The sequence below is a fragment of the Alicyclobacillus pomorum DSM 14955 genome (genome assembly GCF_000472905.1).
Taxonomy (GTDB): Bacteria; Bacillota; Bacilli; order Alicyclobacillales; family Alicyclobacillaceae; genus Alicyclobacillus_A; species Alicyclobacillus_A pomorum.
This window is the reverse complement of sequence record NZ_AXAR01000010.1, coordinates 93,617-114,789: the sequence shown is the minus strand read 5'-3', so window position 1 is coordinate 114,789 and position 21,173 is coordinate 93,617. Positions and strand designations below refer to the sequence as shown.

21 protein-coding genes are annotated in these 21,173 nt (G+C 54.3%); 11 read left to right on the top strand and 10 right to left on the bottom strand.

Annotation, left to right across the window (positions count from 1 at the left end; all coding sequences use genetic code 11):
- Nucleotides 1-43 precede the first annotated feature (43 nt).
- From YWK_RS0111630 to YWK_RS0111610, 5 genes are all read right to left on the bottom strand, one after another.
- Complete coding sequence (locus tag YWK_RS0111630; RefSeq protein WP_051375513.1) at nucleotides 44-589, bottom strand: GNAT family N-acetyltransferase; 546 nt, start codon at nucleotides 587-589, stop codon at nucleotides 44-46.
- A 132-nt stretch (nucleotides 590-721) separates the two neighbouring features.
- On the bottom strand, nucleotides 722-3,478 hold the full coding sequence (locus YWK_RS0111625; protein WP_035466775.1) for an alkaline phosphatase family protein: 2,757 nt from the start codon (nucleotides 3,476-3,478) through the stop codon (nucleotides 722-724).
- 199 nt (nucleotides 3,479-3,677) lie between these two features.
- Complete coding sequence (locus YWK_RS0111620) at nucleotides 3,678-4,421, bottom strand: amino acid ABC transporter ATP-binding protein (RefSeq protein WP_026964936.1); 744 nt, start codon at nucleotides 4,419-4,421, stop codon at nucleotides 3,678-3,680.
- 18 nt (nucleotides 4,422-4,439) lie between these two features.
- The gene (locus YWK_RS0111615; protein ID WP_026964935.1) at nucleotides 4,440-5,090 is read right to left on the bottom strand and encodes an amino acid ABC transporter permease; all 651 of its coding nucleotides are present in this window, start codon (nucleotides 5,088-5,090) and stop codon (nucleotides 4,440-4,442) included.
- A 30-nt stretch (nucleotides 5,091-5,120) separates the two neighbouring features.
- On the bottom strand, nucleotides 5,121-5,933 hold the full coding sequence (locus tag YWK_RS0111610; protein ID WP_026964934.1) for an amino acid ABC transporter substrate-binding protein: 813 nt from the start codon (nucleotides 5,931-5,933) through the stop codon (nucleotides 5,121-5,123).
- A 235-nt stretch (nucleotides 5,934-6,168) separates the two neighbouring features.
- Between YWK_RS0111610 and YWK_RS0111605 the strand changes: the two genes are divergently transcribed.
- Together YWK_RS0111605 and YWK_RS0111600 are read left to right on the top strand one after the other, a co-directional pair.
- Entirely contained in the window at nucleotides 6,169-6,405 is a 237-nt protein-coding gene (locus YWK_RS0111605; protein WP_026964933.1) for a DUF3892 domain-containing protein, read from the top strand.
- A 168-nt stretch (nucleotides 6,406-6,573) separates the two neighbouring features.
- Entirely contained in the window at nucleotides 6,574-7,470 is an 897-nt protein-coding gene (locus tag YWK_RS0111600) for a DNA-3-methyladenine glycosylase 2 (protein WP_026964932.1), read from the top strand.
- A 63-nt stretch (nucleotides 7,471-7,533) separates the two neighbouring features.
- Here YWK_RS0111600 and YWK_RS0111595 read toward each other — a convergent pair whose 3' ends face one another.
- On the bottom strand, nucleotides 7,534-8,271 hold the full coding sequence (locus YWK_RS0111595; RefSeq protein WP_051375512.1) for a TVP38/TMEM64 family protein: 738 nt from the start codon (nucleotides 8,269-8,271) through the stop codon (nucleotides 7,534-7,536).
- Between the two features lie 255 nt (nucleotides 8,272-8,526).
- Here YWK_RS0111595 and fosB point away from each other — a divergent pair, with 255 nt between their 5' ends.
- The 8 genes from fosB to YWK_RS0111555 all read left to right on the top strand — a co-directional run bounded on the left by fosB (nucleotide 8,527) and on the right by YWK_RS0111555 (nucleotide 17,688).
- Complete coding sequence (fosB, locus tag YWK_RS0111590) at nucleotides 8,527-8,961, top strand: metallothiol transferase FosB (RefSeq protein ID WP_026964930.1); 435 nt, start codon at nucleotides 8,527-8,529, stop codon at nucleotides 8,959-8,961.
- A 242-nt stretch (nucleotides 8,962-9,203) separates the two neighbouring features.
- Nucleotides 9,204-10,871: a copper resistance protein CopC gene (locus tag YWK_RS19620; protein WP_156909133.1), complete on the top strand. Its 1,668-nt coding sequence runs from the start codon at nucleotides 9,204-9,206 to the stop codon at nucleotides 10,869-10,871.
- 47 nt (nucleotides 10,872-10,918) lie between these two features.
- Nucleotides 10,919-11,587 (top strand): SCO family protein, encoded by a 669-nt coding sequence (locus YWK_RS19615; RefSeq protein ID WP_035466774.1) that lies wholly within the window; start codon nucleotides 10,919-10,921, stop codon nucleotides 11,585-11,587.
- 64 nt (nucleotides 11,588-11,651) lie between these two features.
- Complete coding sequence (locus YWK_RS0111575) at nucleotides 11,652-12,617, top strand: ATP-dependent DNA ligase (RefSeq protein ID WP_026964929.1); 966 nt, start codon at nucleotides 11,652-11,654, stop codon at nucleotides 12,615-12,617.
- 95 nt (nucleotides 12,618-12,712) lie between these two features.
- The gene (locus tag YWK_RS0111570; protein ID WP_026964928.1) at nucleotides 12,713-14,215 is read left to right on the top strand and encodes an MDR family MFS transporter; all 1,503 of its coding nucleotides are present in this window, start codon (nucleotides 12,713-12,715) and stop codon (nucleotides 14,213-14,215) included.
- Nucleotides 14,216-14,666: 451 nt separating this feature from the next.
- A complete protein-coding gene (locus YWK_RS0111565; protein WP_156909132.1) occupies nucleotides 14,667-16,247 on the top strand; it encodes an ATP-binding protein in 1,581 nt (526 codons plus the stop codon).
- A complete protein-coding gene (locus YWK_RS19610) occupies nucleotides 16,244-17,452 on the top strand; it encodes a glycerate kinase (protein ID WP_051375510.1) in 1,209 nt (402 codons plus the stop codon). Before YWK_RS0111565 ends, YWK_RS19610 begins: the two co-directional genes overlap by 4 nt.
- Nucleotides 17,453-17,454: 2 nt before the next feature.
- Nucleotides 17,455-17,688, top strand: a complete 234-nt coding sequence (locus tag YWK_RS0111555) for a hypothetical protein (protein WP_035466771.1) — start codon at nucleotides 17,455-17,457, stop codon at nucleotides 17,686-17,688.
- A gap of 92 nt (nucleotides 17,689-17,780) precedes the next feature.
- Here YWK_RS0111555 and YWK_RS0111550 read toward each other — a convergent pair whose 3' ends face one another.
- Nucleotides 17,781-18,251: a hypothetical protein gene (locus YWK_RS0111550; protein WP_026964925.1), complete on the bottom strand. Its 471-nt coding sequence runs from the start codon at nucleotides 18,249-18,251 to the stop codon at nucleotides 17,781-17,783.
- A 117-nt stretch (nucleotides 18,252-18,368) separates the two neighbouring features.
- Here YWK_RS0111550 and YWK_RS0111545 point away from each other — a divergent pair, with 117 nt between their 5' ends.
- Nucleotides 18,369-19,109, top strand: coding sequence for an MBL fold metallo-hydrolase (locus tag YWK_RS0111545; protein ID WP_026964924.1), 741 nt, complete (start codon nucleotides 18,369-18,371; stop codon nucleotides 19,107-19,109).
- Between the two features lie 49 nt (nucleotides 19,110-19,158).
- On the opposite strand, the gene YWK_RS19605 is transcribed toward YWK_RS0111545, so the two are convergent.
- Genes YWK_RS19605 through YWK_RS19600 form a run of 3 tightly spaced genes read right to left on the bottom strand, consistent with a single transcriptional unit; the run spans nucleotide 19,159 to nucleotide 20,986 of the window.
- Nucleotides 19,159-19,746 carry an ABC-2 family transporter protein gene (locus YWK_RS19605; RefSeq protein ID WP_084453659.1) on the bottom strand — a complete coding sequence of 196 codons (588 nt, stop codon included), beginning with the start codon at nucleotides 19,744-19,746 and terminating at the stop codon, nucleotides 19,159-19,161.
- Nucleotides 19,747-19,767: 21 nt separating this feature from the next.
- Nucleotides 19,768-19,947, bottom strand: a complete 180-nt coding sequence (locus tag YWK_RS0111535) for a hypothetical protein (protein ID WP_026964923.1) — start codon at nucleotides 19,945-19,947, stop codon at nucleotides 19,768-19,770.
- A 16-nt stretch (nucleotides 19,948-19,963) separates the two neighbouring features.
- Nucleotides 19,964-20,986 carry an ABC transporter ATP-binding protein gene (locus YWK_RS19600; protein WP_211231401.1) on the bottom strand — a complete coding sequence of 341 codons (1,023 nt, stop codon included), beginning with the start codon at nucleotides 20,984-20,986 and terminating at the stop codon, nucleotides 19,964-19,966.
- Nucleotides 20,987-21,173: the final 187 nt, after the last annotated feature.

Here is a 21,173-nt window from a genome sequence, read left to right as displayed (position 1 = left end):
TGAGTCCATCGCGCACGTCCGCCTCTGTCTGCGTTTCGTGGGCCTATGCGTTTTCCGACAGCATGAGTTGATAGAAGTGAACATCGTGCCACTGATGGAACTTGTACCCGACTTCTCGCAACGTACCGACTTTCTCAAAGCCGAATTGTTGGTGAAGCCGCTCACTGGCTTCATTCCCGGCTGTGATGCCGGCAATCACAGTGTGATAGCCTAATTCCTTCGCTCTATCCAGTATCGCGGAGACGAGTGCTGTCCCTACGCCACGTCGATGTGCGTTCGGATGTACGTAGACCGATGTCTCCACCGTTTTTCCGTATGCTGGCTTCTCTCGAAAGGGAGACAAGCATGCATAACCGAGAACAGCCTCTTCGTCTGCGGCAACGAGAATCGGGTACCGCTCCCCATGTGCAAGAAACCATTCCGTCCGTTGTTCCAGTGTTTGCGGTTCGAGGTCAAACGTGGCCGGGGATGTCAAAATGGCCGCATTGTAGATAGCGAGCAGGTCGGGCACATCCTCCAATTGTGCTTCTCGTAGGGTGAACAGGAGACAAACTCCTTTCTCTGCGCAATGATGGTTCGCTGGATCCATTGTACCCGCACGTTAAGGGGGCAGGTCAACGGAATGTAAAGAAGGCAGTCGTCCGCCGACGGCGGCAGCTGCCTTCTTTCATGTCTAGTGGACAAACCCATTCATTCAACAACTGGCGGGGAGTCAACGCTTCTAGTCGTTGTCCGCAGGAGATGGCGCCTTACTCGCGGGTTGTTCCGCAACCTGGTCTGGTGTTAAAACCTTGTCATCCCCTGGATACGGTACATCAAACCCTTTCGTTTCATACCAAATGGCGTGGTTCAGCATGTTCGCGTTCACATTGTCAGGCTTTGCCGTCTTCCCATCAAAGGCGCCTTTGTACTTGTTGGACCACTCTGTCCACGCTTGCGAGAGTTCCTTGGTACCAGCCGTGACATGTTTCGTATTCGCAAGGGCTGTGGTATTTGCGTTCGGTTGCCCGTTTAGGGTATCGAGAGGGATATGGTTTGGCACGAAGGTATACGGCGTGAAGTCCGGCTTGTTGGTGAAGATTTCGCTCATTGGCGTTGCAGCTGCATCGTTTTGATTCATCGGCGGAAGACCGAGAATTTGCTCAATGCTTCTCACCATGTTAATGACGGTCCAGTAGTGGCTGTCGATGACGCCTCTTTTTACCCACGGACTGATCACGTAGGCTGGTTCCCGATGGCCATCCACGTGGTCTAAGCCGTTTTGAGCGTCATCCTCCGTGATAAAGATGACGGAATCCTTCCAGTACGGGCTGTGTGAAATGAGGTCGACAATCTTCCCTACGGCCAGGTCGTTGTCGGCGACGGCTGCCTGCGGTGTGGGAAGGCCGGTCGAGTTTCCGGACGTGTGGTCATCCATGACCCACATCGTAACCAACTGTGGCAAATTCTTGTTTTTTACGTATTGTTCAAACTTCTGCTTGAAAATTTCATATCGGTACTGGTCAGGGATGGATGTATTGAAAGTAGGGAACGGTTTGTACGTGATGGGTCCCAGCGAAGGAATATCGCTGGTTGCTTGGTAGTCTCCTATGGGTACATGAAGCGGGCCCTTTTCTTGGCCAGAGAGCTTTAAGTAATCATGGTACCAATCGGACCAGTTGCCAAAGTTTTCTGGGCCGGTAAACTGCGTTGTGTCTTCACCAAAGTTGACAACCGATACGTGGTGTTTGATGGCGTCATCCCAGATATGACCAGTTGGAGCGTACGCCATCGCGTCCCCAGCGCCACCGGGGTAGCTTCGCACGTTCCCTGTATCTGTTTCCTTGTCTTCGTAGTCGGAGTTGGTGCCTTGCATCACCCACTGGTGCCCGCTCGCTGACTGAATGCCTGAGGTGTAGAAGTTGTCTAACAGAGGGAACGTATTCGCAAGTTGGTGAAAGTTCGGCGTAACATCTTTACCGAATTGTGTCAGTGCGGGAGCGCCATTGCCGCGACCAAGGTCCCCAAGCACTTGGTCGTAGGTACGGTTCTCCTTGACGATGTAGAACACGTGTTTGATGGTAGAAGGCTCGCCAATTCGCTCCGGCATTGCCACGGGGCGGACATGTGGGCGAGGCTTCGCGTTTCGCTCGTTGAGTCCGAACCAATTGTTATCCGCGTAGACCTGGTCTGTCCCTTCAACGAAGTCGCGGGTGGAAGGGAACGAAATCATGGACAGTGAGCCTTTTTGTGCGTAAGCTGAGTGGCCTGTCACAGTGGTTCCTTGAATCGTCAGATTGCGTTCTGGGCCCAGTGACCCAACGCCATCCGCGTTCGCAACCAGGAGGCGATGGTGCATAGAATCGAGGGCAATGTCCACGGGGAACCAGGCGGTGGGGATGAGTCCTTTCAAGTGTGGTGCAGCATGCGGGCCATGCCAATCGTAGACGGCCAGCGCGTTGTCCCGCCCCAGACTGACCACCAGCTCGTTGCCGTTGATCATTTTGACGGCGTTTGGCGCCGAACCCAGTGGGGCATTCGGATACGGCTTCACGTCAATGGTCTGCACCACAGCATTCGATTGCGTGTCAATCACCGACACCGTGTCGCTGTTCGCATTGGCGACGAAGAGGTAGTGACCTGACAGTGTCATCCGCTCTGGCTGCACGCCCACGGGAATGGTTTTCGTGACCGTGTTTGTACTGAGATTAATGACGGACACGGTGCCCGTCGTGGTGGCACCTGTCTTCCTGTCTGCGACAACAGGGGTTCCGGAAGAATCGACCGTAAAATCTCCTGACTGAGCCGTTCTTCCACCTTGGTTTGTCACGTACGCTGTGTTTCCATGGACCAGAACGCCTGTCGGTGCATTTTCCACGGGTATCCGGGTGGTCAATTGACCGGTTTGAAGGTCCACTACGCCGAGACTGTTGTCTCGGTTGAGGGCGACGAGGAGCGTTTTACCGTCGGGGCTCATTGCCAGATCTAGCGGGTTGATATTCCCCCCGACTTTGGCTGCCGGTAACGAAATGGTCTTTTGTACAGTCGGAGTCCCATCGGCAGCGACGGACATACAAATGATCTGTCCTTGCGAACCTTTCGAACCCGTGGCGTAGAGTTGACTTCCATCCGGAGAATACGCCAATCCCCACATGTGGTCTAGGTTCAAGGTGAAATTCGTGTCTATTTGCTTTCCCGTTGCAAGATTCACGATGTTGAGGCCGTTTCCTCCGTAATCCCGCCGTCCATTCAAGATGACAGCGGTCCTTCCGTCTGGACGTACGGCCACGGAAATGGGGTTTCCGTCGAACTCTACTTGTTTACCGGCCGGTGTGACGAATTGATTGGAGTCCGTCAGCACGGATCCATTCGATTGCCGACCAACTAACTTTGTACCAAAGGGGCTGTAGATGGTGGCGTAGACACTGCTTGAACCAATGAGTGCTGTACCCAATATCATGCCGACCATGACTATTTTGTTTCTTTTGAATTTGGTCATCAGAAATCACTCCCCTGCGCTTCCCCTCACGCCCACCAAGAGAATAGCAGGGAGGTTTGATTTCTCTATTGCATTCCCGTAATGATTCGATTGAGGTATGTTTAATTTTCTGTCGCAGCAAAAAAAGAGCCTGAACTGATCGGCTCTTTTTTGCGTGTATGATTGGGGCTCGCGAAAAGGACGTACGTGAAAGGATAGCTTAGTGGCGCAGTTTGTTTAGAAATTGCAGGATGCGTTCGTTCGTGGTCTCTTCAAAGATGTGTTCCGGCGGCCCTTGTTCCGCGACCACACCGTGATCTACAAAGACAACTTTGTCTGCAACCTCGCGAGCAAAGTTCATCTCGTGCGTGACGACGACCATGGTCATCCCCTCGTTGGCGAGTTCCTTCATGACCTCGAGGACGTCTCCGACCAGCTCTGGATCCAGTGCAGATGTGGGCTCGTCAAACAGCAGGACTTTTGGATCCATCGCCATGGCTCGCGCAATGCCCACGCGTTGCTGCTGACCTCCAGAGAGCTGGTGCGGATAGGCATCCGCTCTATCTTTCAACCCCACTTTGTCCAGCATGCGCAGGGCTTTGTCACGTGCTTCCTCTTTGGACCGCTTTAACACGGTGACCTGGCCTTCCATCACGTTTTGCAAGGCCGTCATATGCGGGAACAGATTATACCCCTGAAACACCATCCCCGTTTGCTTGCGAAAGGCAATCAACGTGTCTTTCTTGACGCGTGTTCCGGGTTGGAACTCGAGCGTGTAGTCTCCCAACCGCAGGGTTCCTTGTGTGGGGAACTCCAGTAGGTTCATGCACCGCAATAGCGTTGTTTTTCCAGATCCGGATGGCCCAATGATGACTACCGTATTGCCTGCGTCTACGGTCAGGTCCACGCCCTTGAGCACTTCGAGTGAACCGAATTGCTTGTGTATGTTGTGCAGCTCAATCATGGCCATATGATATCCCCCTTACGCCACAAAGCGATCTAATCGCTTTTCAATCCGAGACTGCAGGGTGGACAGCACGGTGCTGAAAATCAGGTAGATGAACGCCGCTTCGCAGTACATCACGAGGGGCGAGTAGGTGACTGCCGCGTCGGCCTGCGCTTCATGGAACAACTCGGTCACAGTGATGACCGCGGCCAACGACGTGTCCTTGACCAGACTGATGAATGAGTTTCCAAGTGGTGGAATTGCGACGCGCGTCGCTTGCGGGATGATAATCCTGCGCATTGCCTGCCAACGTGTCATGCCCAAGGACTCCGCTGCTTCCCACTGTCCCTTGGGAATGGAGAGAATCGCAGCGCGGATGATCTCAGAATTGTACGCCCCCACACTCAGCGTAAATCCAATGACTGCGGACGGAAAGGCAGGTATCGTCACGCCAATCTGATACAGGCCGTAAAAAATGATGAACAGTTGAACGAGCAATGGCGTGCCCCGAATAACCCAAACGTAAAATCGTGCGATAGCGACGAGCGGCGCAAACCCGGACAGCCTTGCCAAGGCGGTCAGAACTGCCAAGATCAGTCCAAGTACGAACGAAATCAGGGTTAAGGGCACCGTGACTTCGATGCCCTTTGTGAACATGGGAATAAAGTACGTCGCAAATAACGACATCCAGCTTGGATTCTGCACGGTGGTTCCTCCTTACTTGGAGACGTCCGCGCCAAACCACTTTTTAGAAATCTTCAAGTACGTTCCGTCCTTCTTCATGTCCGCGAGCGCCTTGTCGACAGCTTGAACGAGATCCTGGTTGCCTTTTCGGAACATAAATCCGCTGTACGTAGCCTGTGGCCAGGTCGCTACCACTTTCACAGGAACATTGGGTTGATGTTTTTTCAGGTCTAGGAAAGACAATCCGTCGTTGACCGTCGCGTCAATGCGTCCCGACTTCAGCAAGTCGATGGCATCGTTAAAGCCTTGGGTTGCTACGATGTTTGCTCCGTTTTGTCGGGCTATCGCTGACAGGTTGCTGGTCAGGGACTGCCCAGCAGTTTTGCCCTTCAAATCCGCAAACGAGTGGATGGTGTTGTTGTCCTTCCGGACGATGAGCACAGCGTGCGACGCAATGTACGGAGTGGAAAAGTCATATTGTTTTTCCCGGTCCGGCAAAATACCAACCTCGTCGGCAATTACGTCAAAGCGCTTGGCGTTGAGGCCTGCAAACATGCCATCCCAGGGCGTTTCAACATATTGTGCTTTCACACCCAGCCTGCGAGCGACTTCGTTCATAATGTCGATGTCAAAACCAACCAGTTTGCCAGATGGGTCATGGTAGTCAAACGGCGCGTATGTACCCTCGGTACCGACCGTAATCACGCCTTTGGACTTGATTTGGTTATACAAATCGCCCGTGGTGGCGCCAGTTGTATTGTTTCCAGTGGTTGTCGAGGTACCGCATGCGGCAAGCAACATTACTGCGGCTGCCGAAACAACAGCACTCATCATCCATTTCCTCATGCACCTAACCCCCATTTAATCAATTGGATTACTCGAAGTATTATCGTTCCTCACCGCTCTCTTTGCAACCTCAATATTTCAATTGTTGCGACGTAGTATGCGTTCAGTTTCGAAACCGCAAGCGTGGATGGCAGTGAATGGTGAGTAGGGGGATGTCGCACTGGACGTAAAAGCAGGGCAGGCGGCTCATACCTCCCTCTTCTCTCGGCCAGACTATGGAAGGGGGGAGATGTGAATGAACGTGAACGAAAAAAAGTCGATTCAGGCAGTTCGCAGAGACGCCCAAGGGCGGAACATTGCGTTTCGCCTGAGTAGCGGCGAAGAGATTGACTACCACGAAGCCATTGATCTCGCGCTCAACGGTCAACTCGAAAACGTCAACGCCTTTCGCGGCAAGGACGGAGACTACCACCTGCGCAGCAACGCGGATGGAAATCCGAACAACAACTTGGACAACTTGCCGACGTTCTGAGCGTTGTCGTATTGCAGCCACACCAAGGCCGATGCAGGGTATACCCTGCATCGGCCTTGGTGCCGTAAACCAATCCTTCACACTTGATTTTTCCGGTGCGTTATCGCAACGTAGCTCATGAACAAGTCCGTGTATCATCTGCGACGTAGAACGAATGGAGGATGTCATGTGACTCAGGTGTGGCGCGATGTTGAAATTGCAGTGCCGCATTTATTCTCGTGGCGTGAGGTTCTGGCATATCTGAATCGTTCTCCGAACGAATGTCTACATCGTGTCACAAACGACGAGGTGTGGAAGTACATCGACTTGTCCGGGCAACGCGTACTACTTCGAGTCGGCGTGAAGAATGAGGATACATTGCGCGTTGCCTATTTGAGTGACCGTCCGGGAGATCACCAAGTTGTTCAGTATGTTCGTGAGTGGTTTGACTTGGACCGGGATCTCACGCCGTTTTACGCACTGGCCGAGGCAAATTCGCTTCTCCAGCCCCTGACTCTCGCCCACCGCGGCTTGCGGATTGTCGGTGTCCAAGACCTGTTTGAGGCATTGTGCTGGGCCGTGATTGGCCAGCAAGTCAACCTGGCCTTCGCTTACACGTTGAAGCGGAAACTCGTGGAAACCTACGGCGATAGTATGACGTTGAACGGAAACCAGTACTGGCTCTTTCCTCGTCCAGAATCTCTGGCATCTGCATCGGTCAGCCATTTGCGAGCACTGCAGTTGACGGAGCGAAAGTCGGAATATCTAATTGGCATCGCGCAAAGGATGGTGGACGGCAGGTTGTCCAAACAAGGTCTGCAAGCCCTTGGATCCGGGATGGCCGCAGAGCGCGAGTTGTGCCGGATTCGAGGCATCGGACCATGGAGCGCCAACTACGTCCTGATGCGTTGCTTGCGTTGGCAAGATGCATTTCCAATCCAGGACGCGGGCTTGCACCAAGCTGTACAGAGACGCCTTGGCTGGGATAGAAAGCCGACGCTTGCCGAATTGGAGGCGTTGTCGCGCGGTTGGGAAGGGTGGAGAGCGTACGCGGTTTTCTACCTCTGGCAGAGCTTGCTGTCCTAGGCACTGCCCATGTCAAGGGGCCAGATATGTGAGATGAGAAGGGCCCTGTGAAGAACGCCCTGGTTAGTGGGCCCATCGTTGTGCTTTGTTGACGTATCGGTTGTAGAGAAACCCGCCTATCCAAATGGCAGCGACCACCAGCCCGCCAAACACAAGGTAGTATCGGAAACGCGTGGACATGCCGAGGAACACGAGCGCAGCGCCGAGATCATAAGGTAGCAGTCCAACGGCGGTCGTCCAGATGTAGTCAAACGGCTTTACGGATTTAAGAACACCTGCCGCGTAGTTCACCACAATGAAAGGCAGGGGAATGAGTCGCACCAGCAGCAATCCAATGGGTCCCCGATTGCCAATCCACGTGTTGACCTGCTGCAGCCTATCCGCTGAGACAAACGCCTCCAGCAAGTGTCGCCCGACGTATCGGGCAAACCAGAACACAGTGAGCGCCCCCAACATCGCTCCGATCCACGTATAGAAAATGCCCCACCAGACGCCGAACACTTTCATGTTCATAATCATGAGAAATTCTGAGGGGACAGGAATGACGCAAAACAAAGCCATCAACAAAATGGACAGGATGATGCCAAAACCACCAGAGGAGCGGATGGCATCAGAGATCTCATTATGTCTATCCAAATGAAAGAATAGCACCATCAGCGCAATACCAATGGCCAATATGGCCACGCTCCATGCCGCGCTGGCTCCCTTGCTCAGCTTTGGAAGGTGATACACAGGCTGCTCATTTTGTTGTACGGTGGCTTCTATTTCGTCATTCGCCGACTTCCTAAGTTTGATGGACACACAATACCTCCATCCTGATAAACCTTGCCACAGCAGGGGCTGAAGCACATCCGTCGAGCGACTCGAAAAATGTCACGAGCATGTTAAACCCGTTGTTCGCCGCGATGTGCAAATCGCTGGTATTGTTATTGTTATAGCCCGGGACTCGCGCAATCAATCTACTTCAGTCATCCTTTGGCGCGAAATCAAGCGCTCCACAAATGATGCGGGAAACTCTGCTTTGTTGTCAAAGGCTTTTTTGAGGGGGGAGCTGAGGTGCATCTTGGTACCATCAACCATCTATTGTTTTCCGTGTCCAATCTGGACAAGTCCATCGAGTTCTACCGTGACGTGTTTGGGGCAAAGTTGCTTGTTAAAGGAAGGTCGTTGGCGTATTTCGACCTCAATGGACTGTGGCTGGCTCTCAATGCTGAGCCCGATATCCCACGGGATGAAATCCATGAATCTTATACACACATCGCGTTCACGGTGAAGGATGAGGAATTTGACGCCTGGGTGCAAAGACTGCGTACGTTCAATGTGAACATCTTACCAGGGCGTGAACGTGATGAACGGGACAAGAGGTCCGTGTACTTCACAGACCCGGATGGACACAAGTTTGAGTTTCACACGGGAACGCTTGAAGACCGCCTGAAGTACTATCGCGCAACCAAACCACACATGCAGTTTTACTCGGATGAATTCGCTTAATACTAGCAATCTTTTGATATAGAGGCTAGTCGTTGTGCTGAACGAGTGTAGAGAATGACATCGTTGACAGTGGAGAGAAGTTAGGTCAGCGCAGGTTTCATTACTTGCGTATCGTCACATAACTGTCACGTCTTAAAACCGTCTGTTCACACTTGCGACGGAGTCATCAGAGTTTCTCAGACTCCATTTTGGTCTAACATTGAGGAGAGAACATACCTCGCCCATGTAAAGCAGGTGATGACTTGAACAGGCGGATACAAACGATATGTTGCGTTTTCATGATTGTGTTCGGCTTGGTGTTTGTCCACCCCGCCGTGGATGCACACGCGTACATTGTGAAATGTACGCCGCAGCAGAACCAGGTGCTGTCCACGGCTCCGAGGGACGTCAAGATATGGTTTGATGAACCGGTGCAGTTGGTGTTTGGCGGTTTAATCGTGACATCCCAGAGTGGATTGAGAGTGGATGCTGGGGATGCGCACATTGACAAGCAACAAGCGAATTTGTTGGAGTGCAGCCTCAAGCCCAATCTGCAACGTGGAGTGTACAGTATCCAGTGGCGGGTGATTTCGGCAGACGGACATCCGGTGCAAGGTGTCATTCCCTTTAGTATTGGAACGTCCATTACGGGAGCACAAACGGCCACGACGACAGGATATTACCCAGGGGCGGACATGCTTGTCATTCGCTGGCTTCAACTACTCAGTCTCACTGTATTTCTCGGCATTGTCCTGTTTTGGAGGCTGGTGGTTCCCACAGATCTGCGCAAGCCGCTCTGGACACTGCTTGTATCCCGAGCGGCGTGGCTATCTTGGGGAGGGCTTCTCCTCACAACGTTGTTGGCGCTGCCCCTGCAGACGACGATTGACGCCGGTGTCAGCTGGTCTCAGGCGTTCCATCCGGGCCTTTGGACCAGGGTGCTGATGAATTCTGCTTTTGGCCCTCCCTGGATGGTGCAGCTGGTTCTCTTATTGGTGCTGATGATGGTGCTGAAATTTGTCTTTTCCGATGAGCGCCGATCCGAGGTCGGATCCTGGGCACTCCTTGTGGCCGGGGTGATTCTCGCGCTCACGCGCAGCCTCGACAGCCATGCCCAAGATACAGCTTATCCCGCGTTATCCGTGGGGTTGGACGTGCTTCACATGTGCGGCGCCTCCCTGTGGGTGGGTGGCTTACTCGCATTGGCTCTCTTTTGGAGGACGTCCAAGTCACTGGAAATGGACAGAATCCAGCGCGTTCGAGACGTAGTGAGGCGATTCGGGTGGTACGCCATTGCCTCCGTGACGGTGCTTGCACTGACGGGACTGTGTGCTGGTTTGGACAACATCCCTACGTTCGATGCGCTCGTCCACACAGCGTACGGTCAAACCTTGCTGGTGAAGTTGGCATTGGTCGTCGTCATGCTCGTTCTCGGGGCGACTTCCTTTTTGTATGGGCGCTCTCGCAGACAAGAAAAGCGCGAAGGTAGCCAGCGCAGACTGATTCAAGTCGAACTGGGCGTCGGGGTCGTGGTGCTCCTCGTGACTTCGTTTTTGACGAATCTTCCAACCGCGCGTACGAACCCTGGCCCCGTGAATGTGACCAAGCACTTGACCTCACCATCGCTGACGGCGACGTTGCAAATCTCGCCGAACCGGGCGGGAATGAATCAGTTTGACGTGACCCTGAGGGATGCAGATGGTCATCCGCTGACGGATGTTCAGCAAGTGACCATGACGTTGACATCGACCATGTCCAATATGCAGATGGGCACCGACCAGTTTCGACTCACCCAGGTGCGGCCAGGCCTTTATCAAACCGAAGGCATGTATCTGACCATGGCAGGACCGTGGAACGTGCACGTGGATGTGCTGCTCACCAACTTTACCGAGGCCGGCATCGATTACCGCGTCTTCGTGGGATCTCTGTAAACAAACGACGCGGACGATGGTAGACTAGAATCGTCGGAGAATTCAGAGTGAGCGGCGGTGGAGCAGGGTTCGCTCTGCAGGACGGAGGATGTGGTGGGATGACGGGGGTTGTACAGTTCATCAAGAAGCAGTGGTTTTACGGCTTCGCGGGGCTCTTGTTGGTGGCTGTCATGAGCGGCATTGTGTACATGTACGCGTGGGGATCAACCCGGTTTCCGGTGGTGGGTCAAGCAACCAACTTTACGCTCACCAACACGGCGGGAAAGCCAGTACAGCTGACCGATTCAAACGGCAAAGTCCGGTTGCTGGCGTTCATCTACACGCGCTGCACGAGCGTTTGCCCGATTACGACGTACACGATGGAACAGGTGCAATCCAAGTTGAAGCAAAAAGGCGTCTTCGGGAAGGACGTCGAGTTTGTGTCTGTGACCATTGACCCTGAAAACGACACACCCGCAGTGTTGACCAAGTACGCGCAGGAGTATCACGCGGATCTCTCTGGTTGGGAGTTTCTCACCGGCCCACCCAACCAGGTGTTCAACGTGTTGAAGCTGTACCAAGTGCAGACCGTGCAGCAAGGGAACGGGCAAATCGGTCACCCCGCGGTCACCGCCCTGATTGACGGAGCTGGCAATATCCGCAAAGAGTACGGCGTCATCAAACCAACAGATGCAGACCAGATTGCATCTGATATCTTGCGTTTGATGAATCAGTAGTTTGGGGGATGAAGTCAATCCGGCGGAGAACGATAAGCATCATACGGCCGAGGGAGGTGACTCAATGCAGCCAATTGAACCGATGGAACCCGTCTCCAGTGACACGGTTCCAGAAGGTGGTCAGTGGGTAGCTCAGGTCAAGTGGGATGGCGTGCGCATGCTGACGTACTTTGATGGGACCCATGTGGAATTGTACAATCGCAAACTTCGGCCACGCACCTTGCACTACCCAGAACTCAACCCAGTTCGTACATATTGTGCTGCAGACTCCGTCATTGTGGACGGAGAGGTCATTGCCCTTGGGGTGGATGGAAAGCCGGACTTTCATCAGGTCATGAAGCGCGACGGATTGCGGCGCATGGAGCGCGTGAAGCAGGTGGCGAAAGGTGTTCCCATCCACTACATGATCTTCGACATCCTCTATTTGAATGGAGAATGGATCCACCATCAGCCTTTTCGTGAAAGATCGGCTCGGTTGTCCGAGGTCATCACCCCCAACGAGCACGTTCAGTTGGTCTCTTCTCACGACGATGCGGCAGCATTGTTCCAGGTCGTGAAAAGTCACGGCATGGAAGGCATCGTGGTGAAACAACTGGAATCCCAGTACTACCTTGGCGAGAAGCGAGATGTCTGGCGGAAAATCAAGAATTACCGAGATCTCGTTGCCGTCGTGGGTGGCTTCACGTTGAACGACGCAGGCGTGGTGAACGCCCTCCTGTTGGGACTCTACGACAACCACGGCAGGCTCGTTTACATCGGTCACTCCGGGACGGGGAAACTGTCGCACAGCGACTGGCGTCACTTGACCGATGTACTCAAACCACACGTGACAGACGTGCGCCCGTTTGTCAACATGCCGGAACGACATCGCGACGCCTTTTGGGTGGCGCCTTTGCTGACAGTCAAAATCCAGTATGCGGAGTGGACAGAAGGACGGTCCCTGCGACAGCCCAGTATTCAGTCCATCGTACAGGTGCCGCCCGAGGATTGTGTCTTTGAACCGGGGATGATGCGGCATCGCCCACACTAAGACCATGGTTGGATAGCGTTTTAACCCCGCAACCTCTATAATGGACGCTGGCATTTGCATAGAGCCTTACAGATATGGGTGTGGGGGGGATTTGGTTGCACGCGTCGACAAACCGCCGGTTGGTCACGGTCGCGATGATGGTGGCGATTTTGTTGGTAGCCATCGACGTCACCGTGGTCGGCACGGCAATGCCGCGCATTGTCGCAGACCTGGGCGGGCTCGAACTGTTCAGTTGGGTATTTGCGATTTACACACTCACCACGTCTGTGACAACACCCATCTACGGGAAACTGGCAGACCTATTCGGCCGAAAGATCATTTTTTCCATCGGCGTGGTGTTGTTCCTCCTGGGGTCTGCGTTGTCCGGATTGTCACATACGATGACGCAGTTGATTTGGTTTCGAGGTATCCAGGGCGTTGGTGCAGGCGCTGTCATGCCGCTCACGTTTACCATCATCGGCGACTTGTTTCCTGGTGAACAACGCGCTCGCATGCAGGGATTGTTCAGTGCCATCTGGGGGATTGCTGGCTTATTGGGACCCCTGGTGGGTGGATTCTTTGTCGACCAGGTGGCTTGGCAATGGATTTTCTATATCAATATTCCCGTGGGCATCATTTCTCTGATCCTGGTTTGGGTCTCCTTGCACGAGTCATTTGAGAAGAAGGCAGGGCGGCAGATTGACTACTGGGGCGCACTGACCTTCACCATCGGCATTTCTGCGCTGTTGTACGCGTTACTCAACGGCGGTCAGAAGTACGCTTGGGACTCCGCGACCATCATTGGCCTGTTTGCGCTGGCAACTGCCGCGCTGATTGTGTTCGTGTTCGTAGAAAGCAAGGCGAAGGAACCCATGTTGCCGTTGTTTCTGTTCCAGAATCGAGTCATTTTGGTGTCCAACCTCGTCGGCTTTTTGACAAGCTGCGTGCTGATTGGCATCACGGCCTACTTGCCGTACTGGATTCAGGACATCATCGGGTACAGCGCCACCAGTTCCGGGTTGACGCTCATGCCGATGTCCCTCGCTTGGCCCATTGGAGCGACCTTGGCAGGGCGGTTCATGTATCGAATCGGATCGAAATTCACTGCGGTGGTTGGGGCCATCCTCATCACGGCAGGCTCGGTTTGGCTGGCATCCGTAACGCTTGGCTCACCGGCATGGGTGTTTGTCGCCATTATGGTATTGGTCGGGCTCGGTATGGGCTACGCCACCACGCCCATCACTGTTCTGATTCAGTCGGCGGTGGGTTGGAACCTCCGTGGAGCGGCCACGGCATCGAGTACTTTTGTCCGGTCGCTCGGGCAGACGGTGGGCATTGCGATTCTAGGCACCATGTTCAACCAGTCTCTCGCCGACTACGCAAAGGGCCACTTCCAAGGGAAGGGCGAGTGGCAAGGGCGAGGAGACATGAGTCAGATGCTCCAGCCAGACATCATGCATCACCTGCCAGCGCAGGCTGTTCAGATGATCCACGAACTGCTGGAACATGGCTTACACACGGTATTCGTGGCGGTCCTGGTCGGGGCCATTCTTTCGGTGATTGCGGTACTGTTCATGCCATCGCACAAATCCATTATGGCCCAGCAGGTGCAGGAGTAGAGCGGTCCGAGTGCACGGCGCTAACGAAAAAAGGGCGTTCCCGATACGTTCGGGAGCGCCTTTTGTACATTTCACGGACACGCTTCGACAAATTATGACCTCGCAGGTGTGTTATTCTAGCACCTGTGTCTACGCCGACGGCGTAGCGTGACCACACCGTACGTACGGTCACGGCCAAAAAACAAGCCTCCATAGAAGGGCTTCGTACAACTCATGAAGGAACATCCCCGCGCTACACATCGACCTTGACTACGGAGAACTTGAGCACACAATACAAACACTTCAGCAGTCTCCTTCACGTATGAAAGCCCGACTTGAAAGAACGCCAGAGAGGCGCTTTTGGAACCGGGGTATCCGGATGGTTGCCGGTTGTTGAATATATCGGTACTTGTCGGCCAAAGAACGCGCGAAGAAAATCCAGAAAGTGGCGACGGAGGGAAACGGGATACGCATGGAAACCGTACGCGTCCTGACGTTGGCGGGGTTGCTTGCAGCCCTGATGGCGATGGTTGTCTGGGTCAGCCGACGGAGATTGACCAAGCAGTGGGAACAGGAGAGAATGCGCCTACAGCGTGAAAAGGAACAGTACTTGGCACGTCTGCAGCGGATCCAAGACACGTTTGTCAGCCAACAAAGTATGTTCTTCAGCTTTCACAAAGCGGGTGGAGATTTCGTGCACACGTCGTGCTACGGGAAGTTGTGGGGCCGCGTGCAGCCCGACTCGGTGGTTGGTAAGACCCTGAGTCAATTCCTGTCGCCCGCAATGGAAGCGGTGGTGCGCCCGGAGTATGAACGTGCATGGAATGAGGGAACTGCGTTACAATTTGAGGTTCACTCATCGTCCGACCGCCATTACCTGTGTATCCTCAGCCCAGTTGTTCAGAACGGCAAAGTGACGGAGGTGGCGGGATTTGTCTTTGACATCACTGCCCAGAAAAGCGTGGAGACGTCTCTGATGCAGAGTGAACAACGGTATCATAGACTCGTTGAAATGTCGCCCGAAGGGATTGCCGTGTTACGCGGGAGAAAGCTGGTGTTCGTCAATCCGGCCGCCGTCAACATCCTCGGCGCCAGGGAAGCCTCTGACCTCGTGGGCACATCGATTGTATCGTTCATTCATCNGAGTGACTTGGAGTCTGTTCGAGCGATGACCATGCGACTACGCCGTGAACGCCAGGTGGTGGACTTGGGGGAAACGCGCATTGTTCGCCTGGACGGGAAAGTGATAGACGTGGAAGTTGTCGGCGTCGGCATCCGCTATGAGCAAAAGCCCGCCATTCAACTCATGTTCCGCGATATCACGCTGCGCAAACAAGCGGAAGAACTGCTCCAACGAGCCAAAACTTCCGCCATCGTCGGCGAAATTGCCGCAGGTATCGCCCATGAAATTCGAAATCCGCTCACAGTATTGCGTGGCTTTACCCAGTTTTTGCAGGAAAACGACGATAGATATGAAGAGTACTACCGAATCATGCTTGCCGAATCTGACAAAATCAACACGATTGTCACCGAATTATTGACTTTGTCGAGCCTCACTTCAATGCCCGTGCAAGTGACAGATTTGAAGTCGCTTCTCGATTCCGTCGTAGAGGGATTTGCTGAACAGTGCGCGGCGCACGGGATATCCATTGAGCAAACGTACGTCCCAGGATGTCCACGCGTCGAGTGCAATCCAGACCAGCTGAAGCGGGCGTTCACCAACATTTTGCAAAACGCGTGTGATGCGATGCAAGATGGCGGGATGATTTCCGTTGGAATCTCGGCGTTCGACAGTGAAGACGTCACAGTGGAAATTGCCGACAACGGGCCGGGGATAGCCCCGGACAGACTGTCGGTGCTCGGCCAACCGCACTATGCGATGCAGGAAAAGGGCATCGGACTTGGACTCATGATCAGTTATCACATCGTCCACCAATACGGCGGCACCATCCGTATCGAAAGCCAAGTCGGAGAAGGCACACGGGTCATCGTACGGTTGCCTGTGGCCGTGCGGAACTTACAACACGTTGGGCAAGGAGGGGAAAGCCTGTGAAGTTTGTGGTTGCGCCGGACGCTTTCAAAGGCAGCCTGTCGGCGGCAGAGGCTGCTGCCATCATGAGGGATGCCATCCTGGCTACCCTCCCGACGGCGAAAGTGCAATGTGTGCCCATGGCGGATGGCGGTGAAGGTACGTTGGACGCACTTGTGGCTTCTACGCAGGGACACCTCGTTCGGGTGGCAGTCCGCAATGCGCAAAACCAACCCTGCGAGACGTGCTATGGCGTGCTCGGAGGCGGAGAGACGGCTGTCATTGAGGTTGCGCAGGTAGTGGGTCTGACAACGGTACCGGAGCGGGATCGGAATCCTTTCACCTTGACCACGTACGGTGTCGGTCAGCTCATTGCACACGCGCTCGAGGCTGGGTATCGGAAACTGGTGATTGGACTCGGTGGGTCTGCCACAAACGACGGCGGCTTTGGGCTGCTGCAGGCGCTCGGCGTTGAATTTTTCAATGTGGCGGGTGTCAAGATCCCGCCGTTTCCGGCGGGTCTAAAGGAGATCCATCGCGTCTCCTTTGACCATCTCTTGCCTGCCGTTTCCAAGGCGGAAATCTGGTTGGCGAGCGACGTCGACAATCCGCTTTGCGGCAAGGATGGGTGCAGCGCTGTGTTTGGCCCCCAGAAAGGGGCCACGCCAAAGGACATCGCGGTTTTAGACGAAGCCTTGGCTCATTATGCAGATGTCATTGAGGCGGAACGTTCCGGCCAGTGGAGGCATTGCCCGGGTGCCGGCGCAGCAGGTGGCATGGGGTTTGCACTGCAGGTACTTGGGGCGAAAATGGGGAGTGGAGCGAAACTGGTGGCAGAGTATTGCCGACTCGACCAAGCGCTGGCGGATGCCGATTGGGTGTTCACGGGGGAAGGCCGAACGGATCCCCAGACCGCCCGCGGCAAAGTGCCCCATTACGTCGGCACCGTAGCGGGGAGGCTAGGTATCCCGTGCGTTCTCATCTCCGGTAGTTTCACAGATGGCGTTGATGCGTTGTATGATACGTTTGTCAGCGTGCACGCTGCCGTGAATTGTCCGATGTCGGTAGCGGACGCTGTGGAGAATGCAGAGGCTCTGCTGTTCTCCGCGACGCGGAACGTCGCCCGGCTCATCTGCCGCGCGAGCAGTATCGAGCTTGACAATCAGAATGTACAGCACGAGATGGTTGGTCACGTACAACGGATACGCACGCCCGAAGTGGAGGAATGACGATGTCTGGTTCCAAGACGATTCGGCTACACATCGGCTTATACGAAATGCCGGACGGTATGTATGTCGCGTCTTGCGCGGAGGTCCCGCATTGCCGCATCCTTCGGCAAAACAAGGAACATGCGTTCCAGGATGCAAAACGGTACATTTTGCAGTTCTTGAAAGAGCGCCAGGCAGAAGGTAGGCCCTTTACACCGCTGGAACTCCGGGCTGTGGACTTTCCGCTGCCCGAATAAGCAAGACGAGCGGGATCCTCACATGTGTCCGGCAGACGGGCGGCGTCTGCCGGATTGCGCTGATCCGGTGTAAGCCCGCGATGGACTTACCATCATGTCACCAAGGCCGCACCTTTGCTCCACAGTGTTTCTCCAATGGCAGCTCTCAGCGTTCTCGCTGCATGTTTCAAATGCTGTTTGCGGCGCTTGTGCCACTTGCCTGCAGCTTCCAGCCAACGTGCGTCGGCAGAGCTTGCGGGTTTCATCTGGCTCAGATAGTCCTCTGCTTTTCGGTCGTGTTCGTGCGTTTCCAACAGGCATTCCACGGTCATCAAGATGAGCCGCTCCTCCGAGCTTCCGCTCCCCGTCAGAAAGCGCTGCAGGTTTCCAGCGGCTGTGTTTCTGTGATAGCTCGTTTCGTAATTTTCCCGATGCAGTTGTCGCAGGGGAGGTTGGTCTTTGAAGGCTGGCAGGTACGTCATTTCTGTCACAATGGAACAGAAAATTTGCTCTGCTTGTATGCTGGCTTCGATGTGACTCAGCACAGTGGACAGCGCTGGATAGAGCGCGGTATAGTCACTCACTGAAGGGACCTCCTCGTGTTCGGAATACCATGCGGTGACACACTCTACATATATGGGCGACTGGCTGACTCTGTGAGGAATCGTTTTGGGCCACGAGATGGTTAGGGGGGATAGTGAATGAAAATCCACGTCTTAGGATATTGGGGCACGTATCCGTCCGCCGGGGAGGCTACAACCGGGTTTTTGGTCGAGACGGAGAATGAGAAGGTGCTGCTCGACTGCGGATCGGGCGTCCTTGCACAGTTGTGGAAAGTCTGCTCGGTCGAGGATTTGTCCGCAGTGGTTGTCACGCACCACCACCATGATCACACTGCAGACCTGGGGGTTCTCGGCTACGCTGTGTTACTCGCACGCCTGGCGGGGACGAGAACTGCGAAGCTTCCAATGTACATGTTGGAAGGTCCGAGCCATTTGATGCAGGATCTGCGGGGAGAGCCGCTGATAGATGTGAACCTCATTGACCGGAATTCCAAGGTCAACATCGGCGAGCTGGCGCTATCGTTTGCTCCGACCGTACACCCCGTGGATTGCTTGGCTGTGAAGTTCTCGTATCGCGGAAAGTCGTTTGTCTTCTCCGCGGATTCCAGCGTGTGCGACGAACTTCGCGAGATTGCGACAGGCGCAGACCTGTTTCTTTGTGAAGCGAGTATGTACGACGGGCAGGAAGACAACGCAAAGCAAGCTGGGCACCTCACGGCACGGCAAGCGGGGGCCTTGGCGCGGGAGGCCGATGTGAAGTCGTTGGCGTTGACGCATTATCCGCATTACGGGAATCTCGACGACTTGGTTTCACAGGCTTCTGAGGCATTTGGAAAGCAGGCCATACGGATCCGCACATTGGATGTGCTCACCGTCTAAACGAGTACAGGCGCCAATCGATTGGCGCCTATGTTCTTTTGTTCTGTGGTTACGCGCGAACGGTGATTCGATTGCCAGAAGAGTATATCTTTAGCCCTTTGTAGAAGACCCAACGTCCCAACCACACTTGCCACACCCCGACCCCAAGGCTTACCCACAGTATCCAGGGACGTACCTGGTCCACAATGGCAGATGGTAGTGAGCTAATCAGACCTGCTGGCATCACTGCAAAAATCAGAACTCGAATGACGACACCGTGAAAAATGGTTGACGGATAATGAGAAAACGTGAGAAACGCCTCAGCAAGTTGGCCGCCAATTCCCTCGCGACCACCGATGAAAAAGACGAGCGACTGCGCCAGGATGACGAACCCTATCAACAGCGAAGTGGCGGCTGCGACGGCCACTGGCGTCTGCATCAGCGAAGCAGCGCTCTTTGGTGCAGATATCCCAAGCATCGCCAGCAGGTAGGCGACCGCCTGAAATGGCAACCACTCGCAGATGTTCCCCAGCCAGGCGGGAAACAGTGGGAGGGGGATCATCATGCCTCCCAATATCATGACCAGCCGGGACAGAATGAGGTCGAGTCCGCGTCCGTCCTCTATCCAGAAGAGCAGTAGGCAAATCACCATGGTCATGGTGAATTGTGCAGTGATGCCTTAGCCGCTGAACGACGTCTGATGACTCGCTTGATATGTGGTCGCCCACAGGTTTGCAAACACGTACATGATGATGACGATGAACATGCTGCGAATACAGGCTTCTGAAATGTACGCCAACTGGTTGCGGACCGCCACGCGGAAAACAGCCCAGTATTTTGAAAATCCTCTGCAGAGCACGGCGCCGCACCTCCTCTCATCTCGTGACAATCTCTGGCGACTCCGGCGACTTCATAGAAGCGGTATAAATGGAGCGAATGACTTCTTCCATAGAAGGCTCCCGAATGCTGACGTCCTTGACCGAGTATCGCTGGAGAACATCTGCAAGTAGCTGATCCACGCGCACATTCGACACATTGACGAGCACACGGATGAGTCCGTCCACTCCACGCTGGACCCGCACCCCATCCCATGCGATGTCAAACTGGCCATCTGGAATGTGGAGTACGACCTCTTTGAAATGAAGAAAGCGGTGCACCAGTTGCTGCGTCGGGCCATCAAACAACAGTTTGCCGTGGTTGATGACAAGTACGCGCTGACACAGCGATTCGACGTCTGTCGCGTCGTGCGAAGTCAAGAATACGGTCACGCCCTCTTCCCGGTTGCGCTCAAGAATGAGCTCACGAATGTTCTGTTTAACGACCACATCAAGACCGATGGTTGGTTCGTCCAGAAAGAGGATTTTCGGACGATGTAAGAATGACAATGCGATTTCGCACCGCATGCGCTCCCCCAGAGACAGCTTTCGGACCGGCGTGTCCATCAGTGGTCCGAGGCGGAACCTATCCACGAGTTCATTGCGTCGCTTCACAAAATCGCTCTTCGATAAACTGTACACCTCGGCCATCAGCGAGAACGTGTCCTTTGGCGGAAGGTGGTACCACAACTGCGACTTCTGACCGAACACAGTCCCAATGTTGTAGGACAATGCAACGCGCTGTTGCCACGGCCGGAGGTTCAGTACAGTGGCGTCACCGCTTGTTGGGTGTAGGATACCGGTGAGCATCTTGATGGTTGTTGACTTTCCGGCACCATTTGGACCGATAAAAGCAATCATTTCTCCTTTGTTCACGGAAAAATCAACCAGGTGCAACGCGACTTTAGCTTGTGACTGGTCCTCGGAAGGCTTTCGTGATGTCGAAAAAGGTCGCCAGATGTGTTTCTTAGGAGACGGATAAAACACTTTGCAAAGCTGTTGGACGTGGATGATGGGGGTCACGAAATCCTCTCCTTTTCACAACACAGGTCTGTGACCGTGTTTGGTTCTTTAGCGCAGGAAATCAAAAAAGACCTTTGGCTCGTTCCATCGATTCATGGAACTTGCCGAAGGTCTTTTGTACCTTACGGTGTACGCAGAGTGCGTTTGCGTCGCTCGGTTCGCCCAGTGTCGGATCCCTAGACGCACT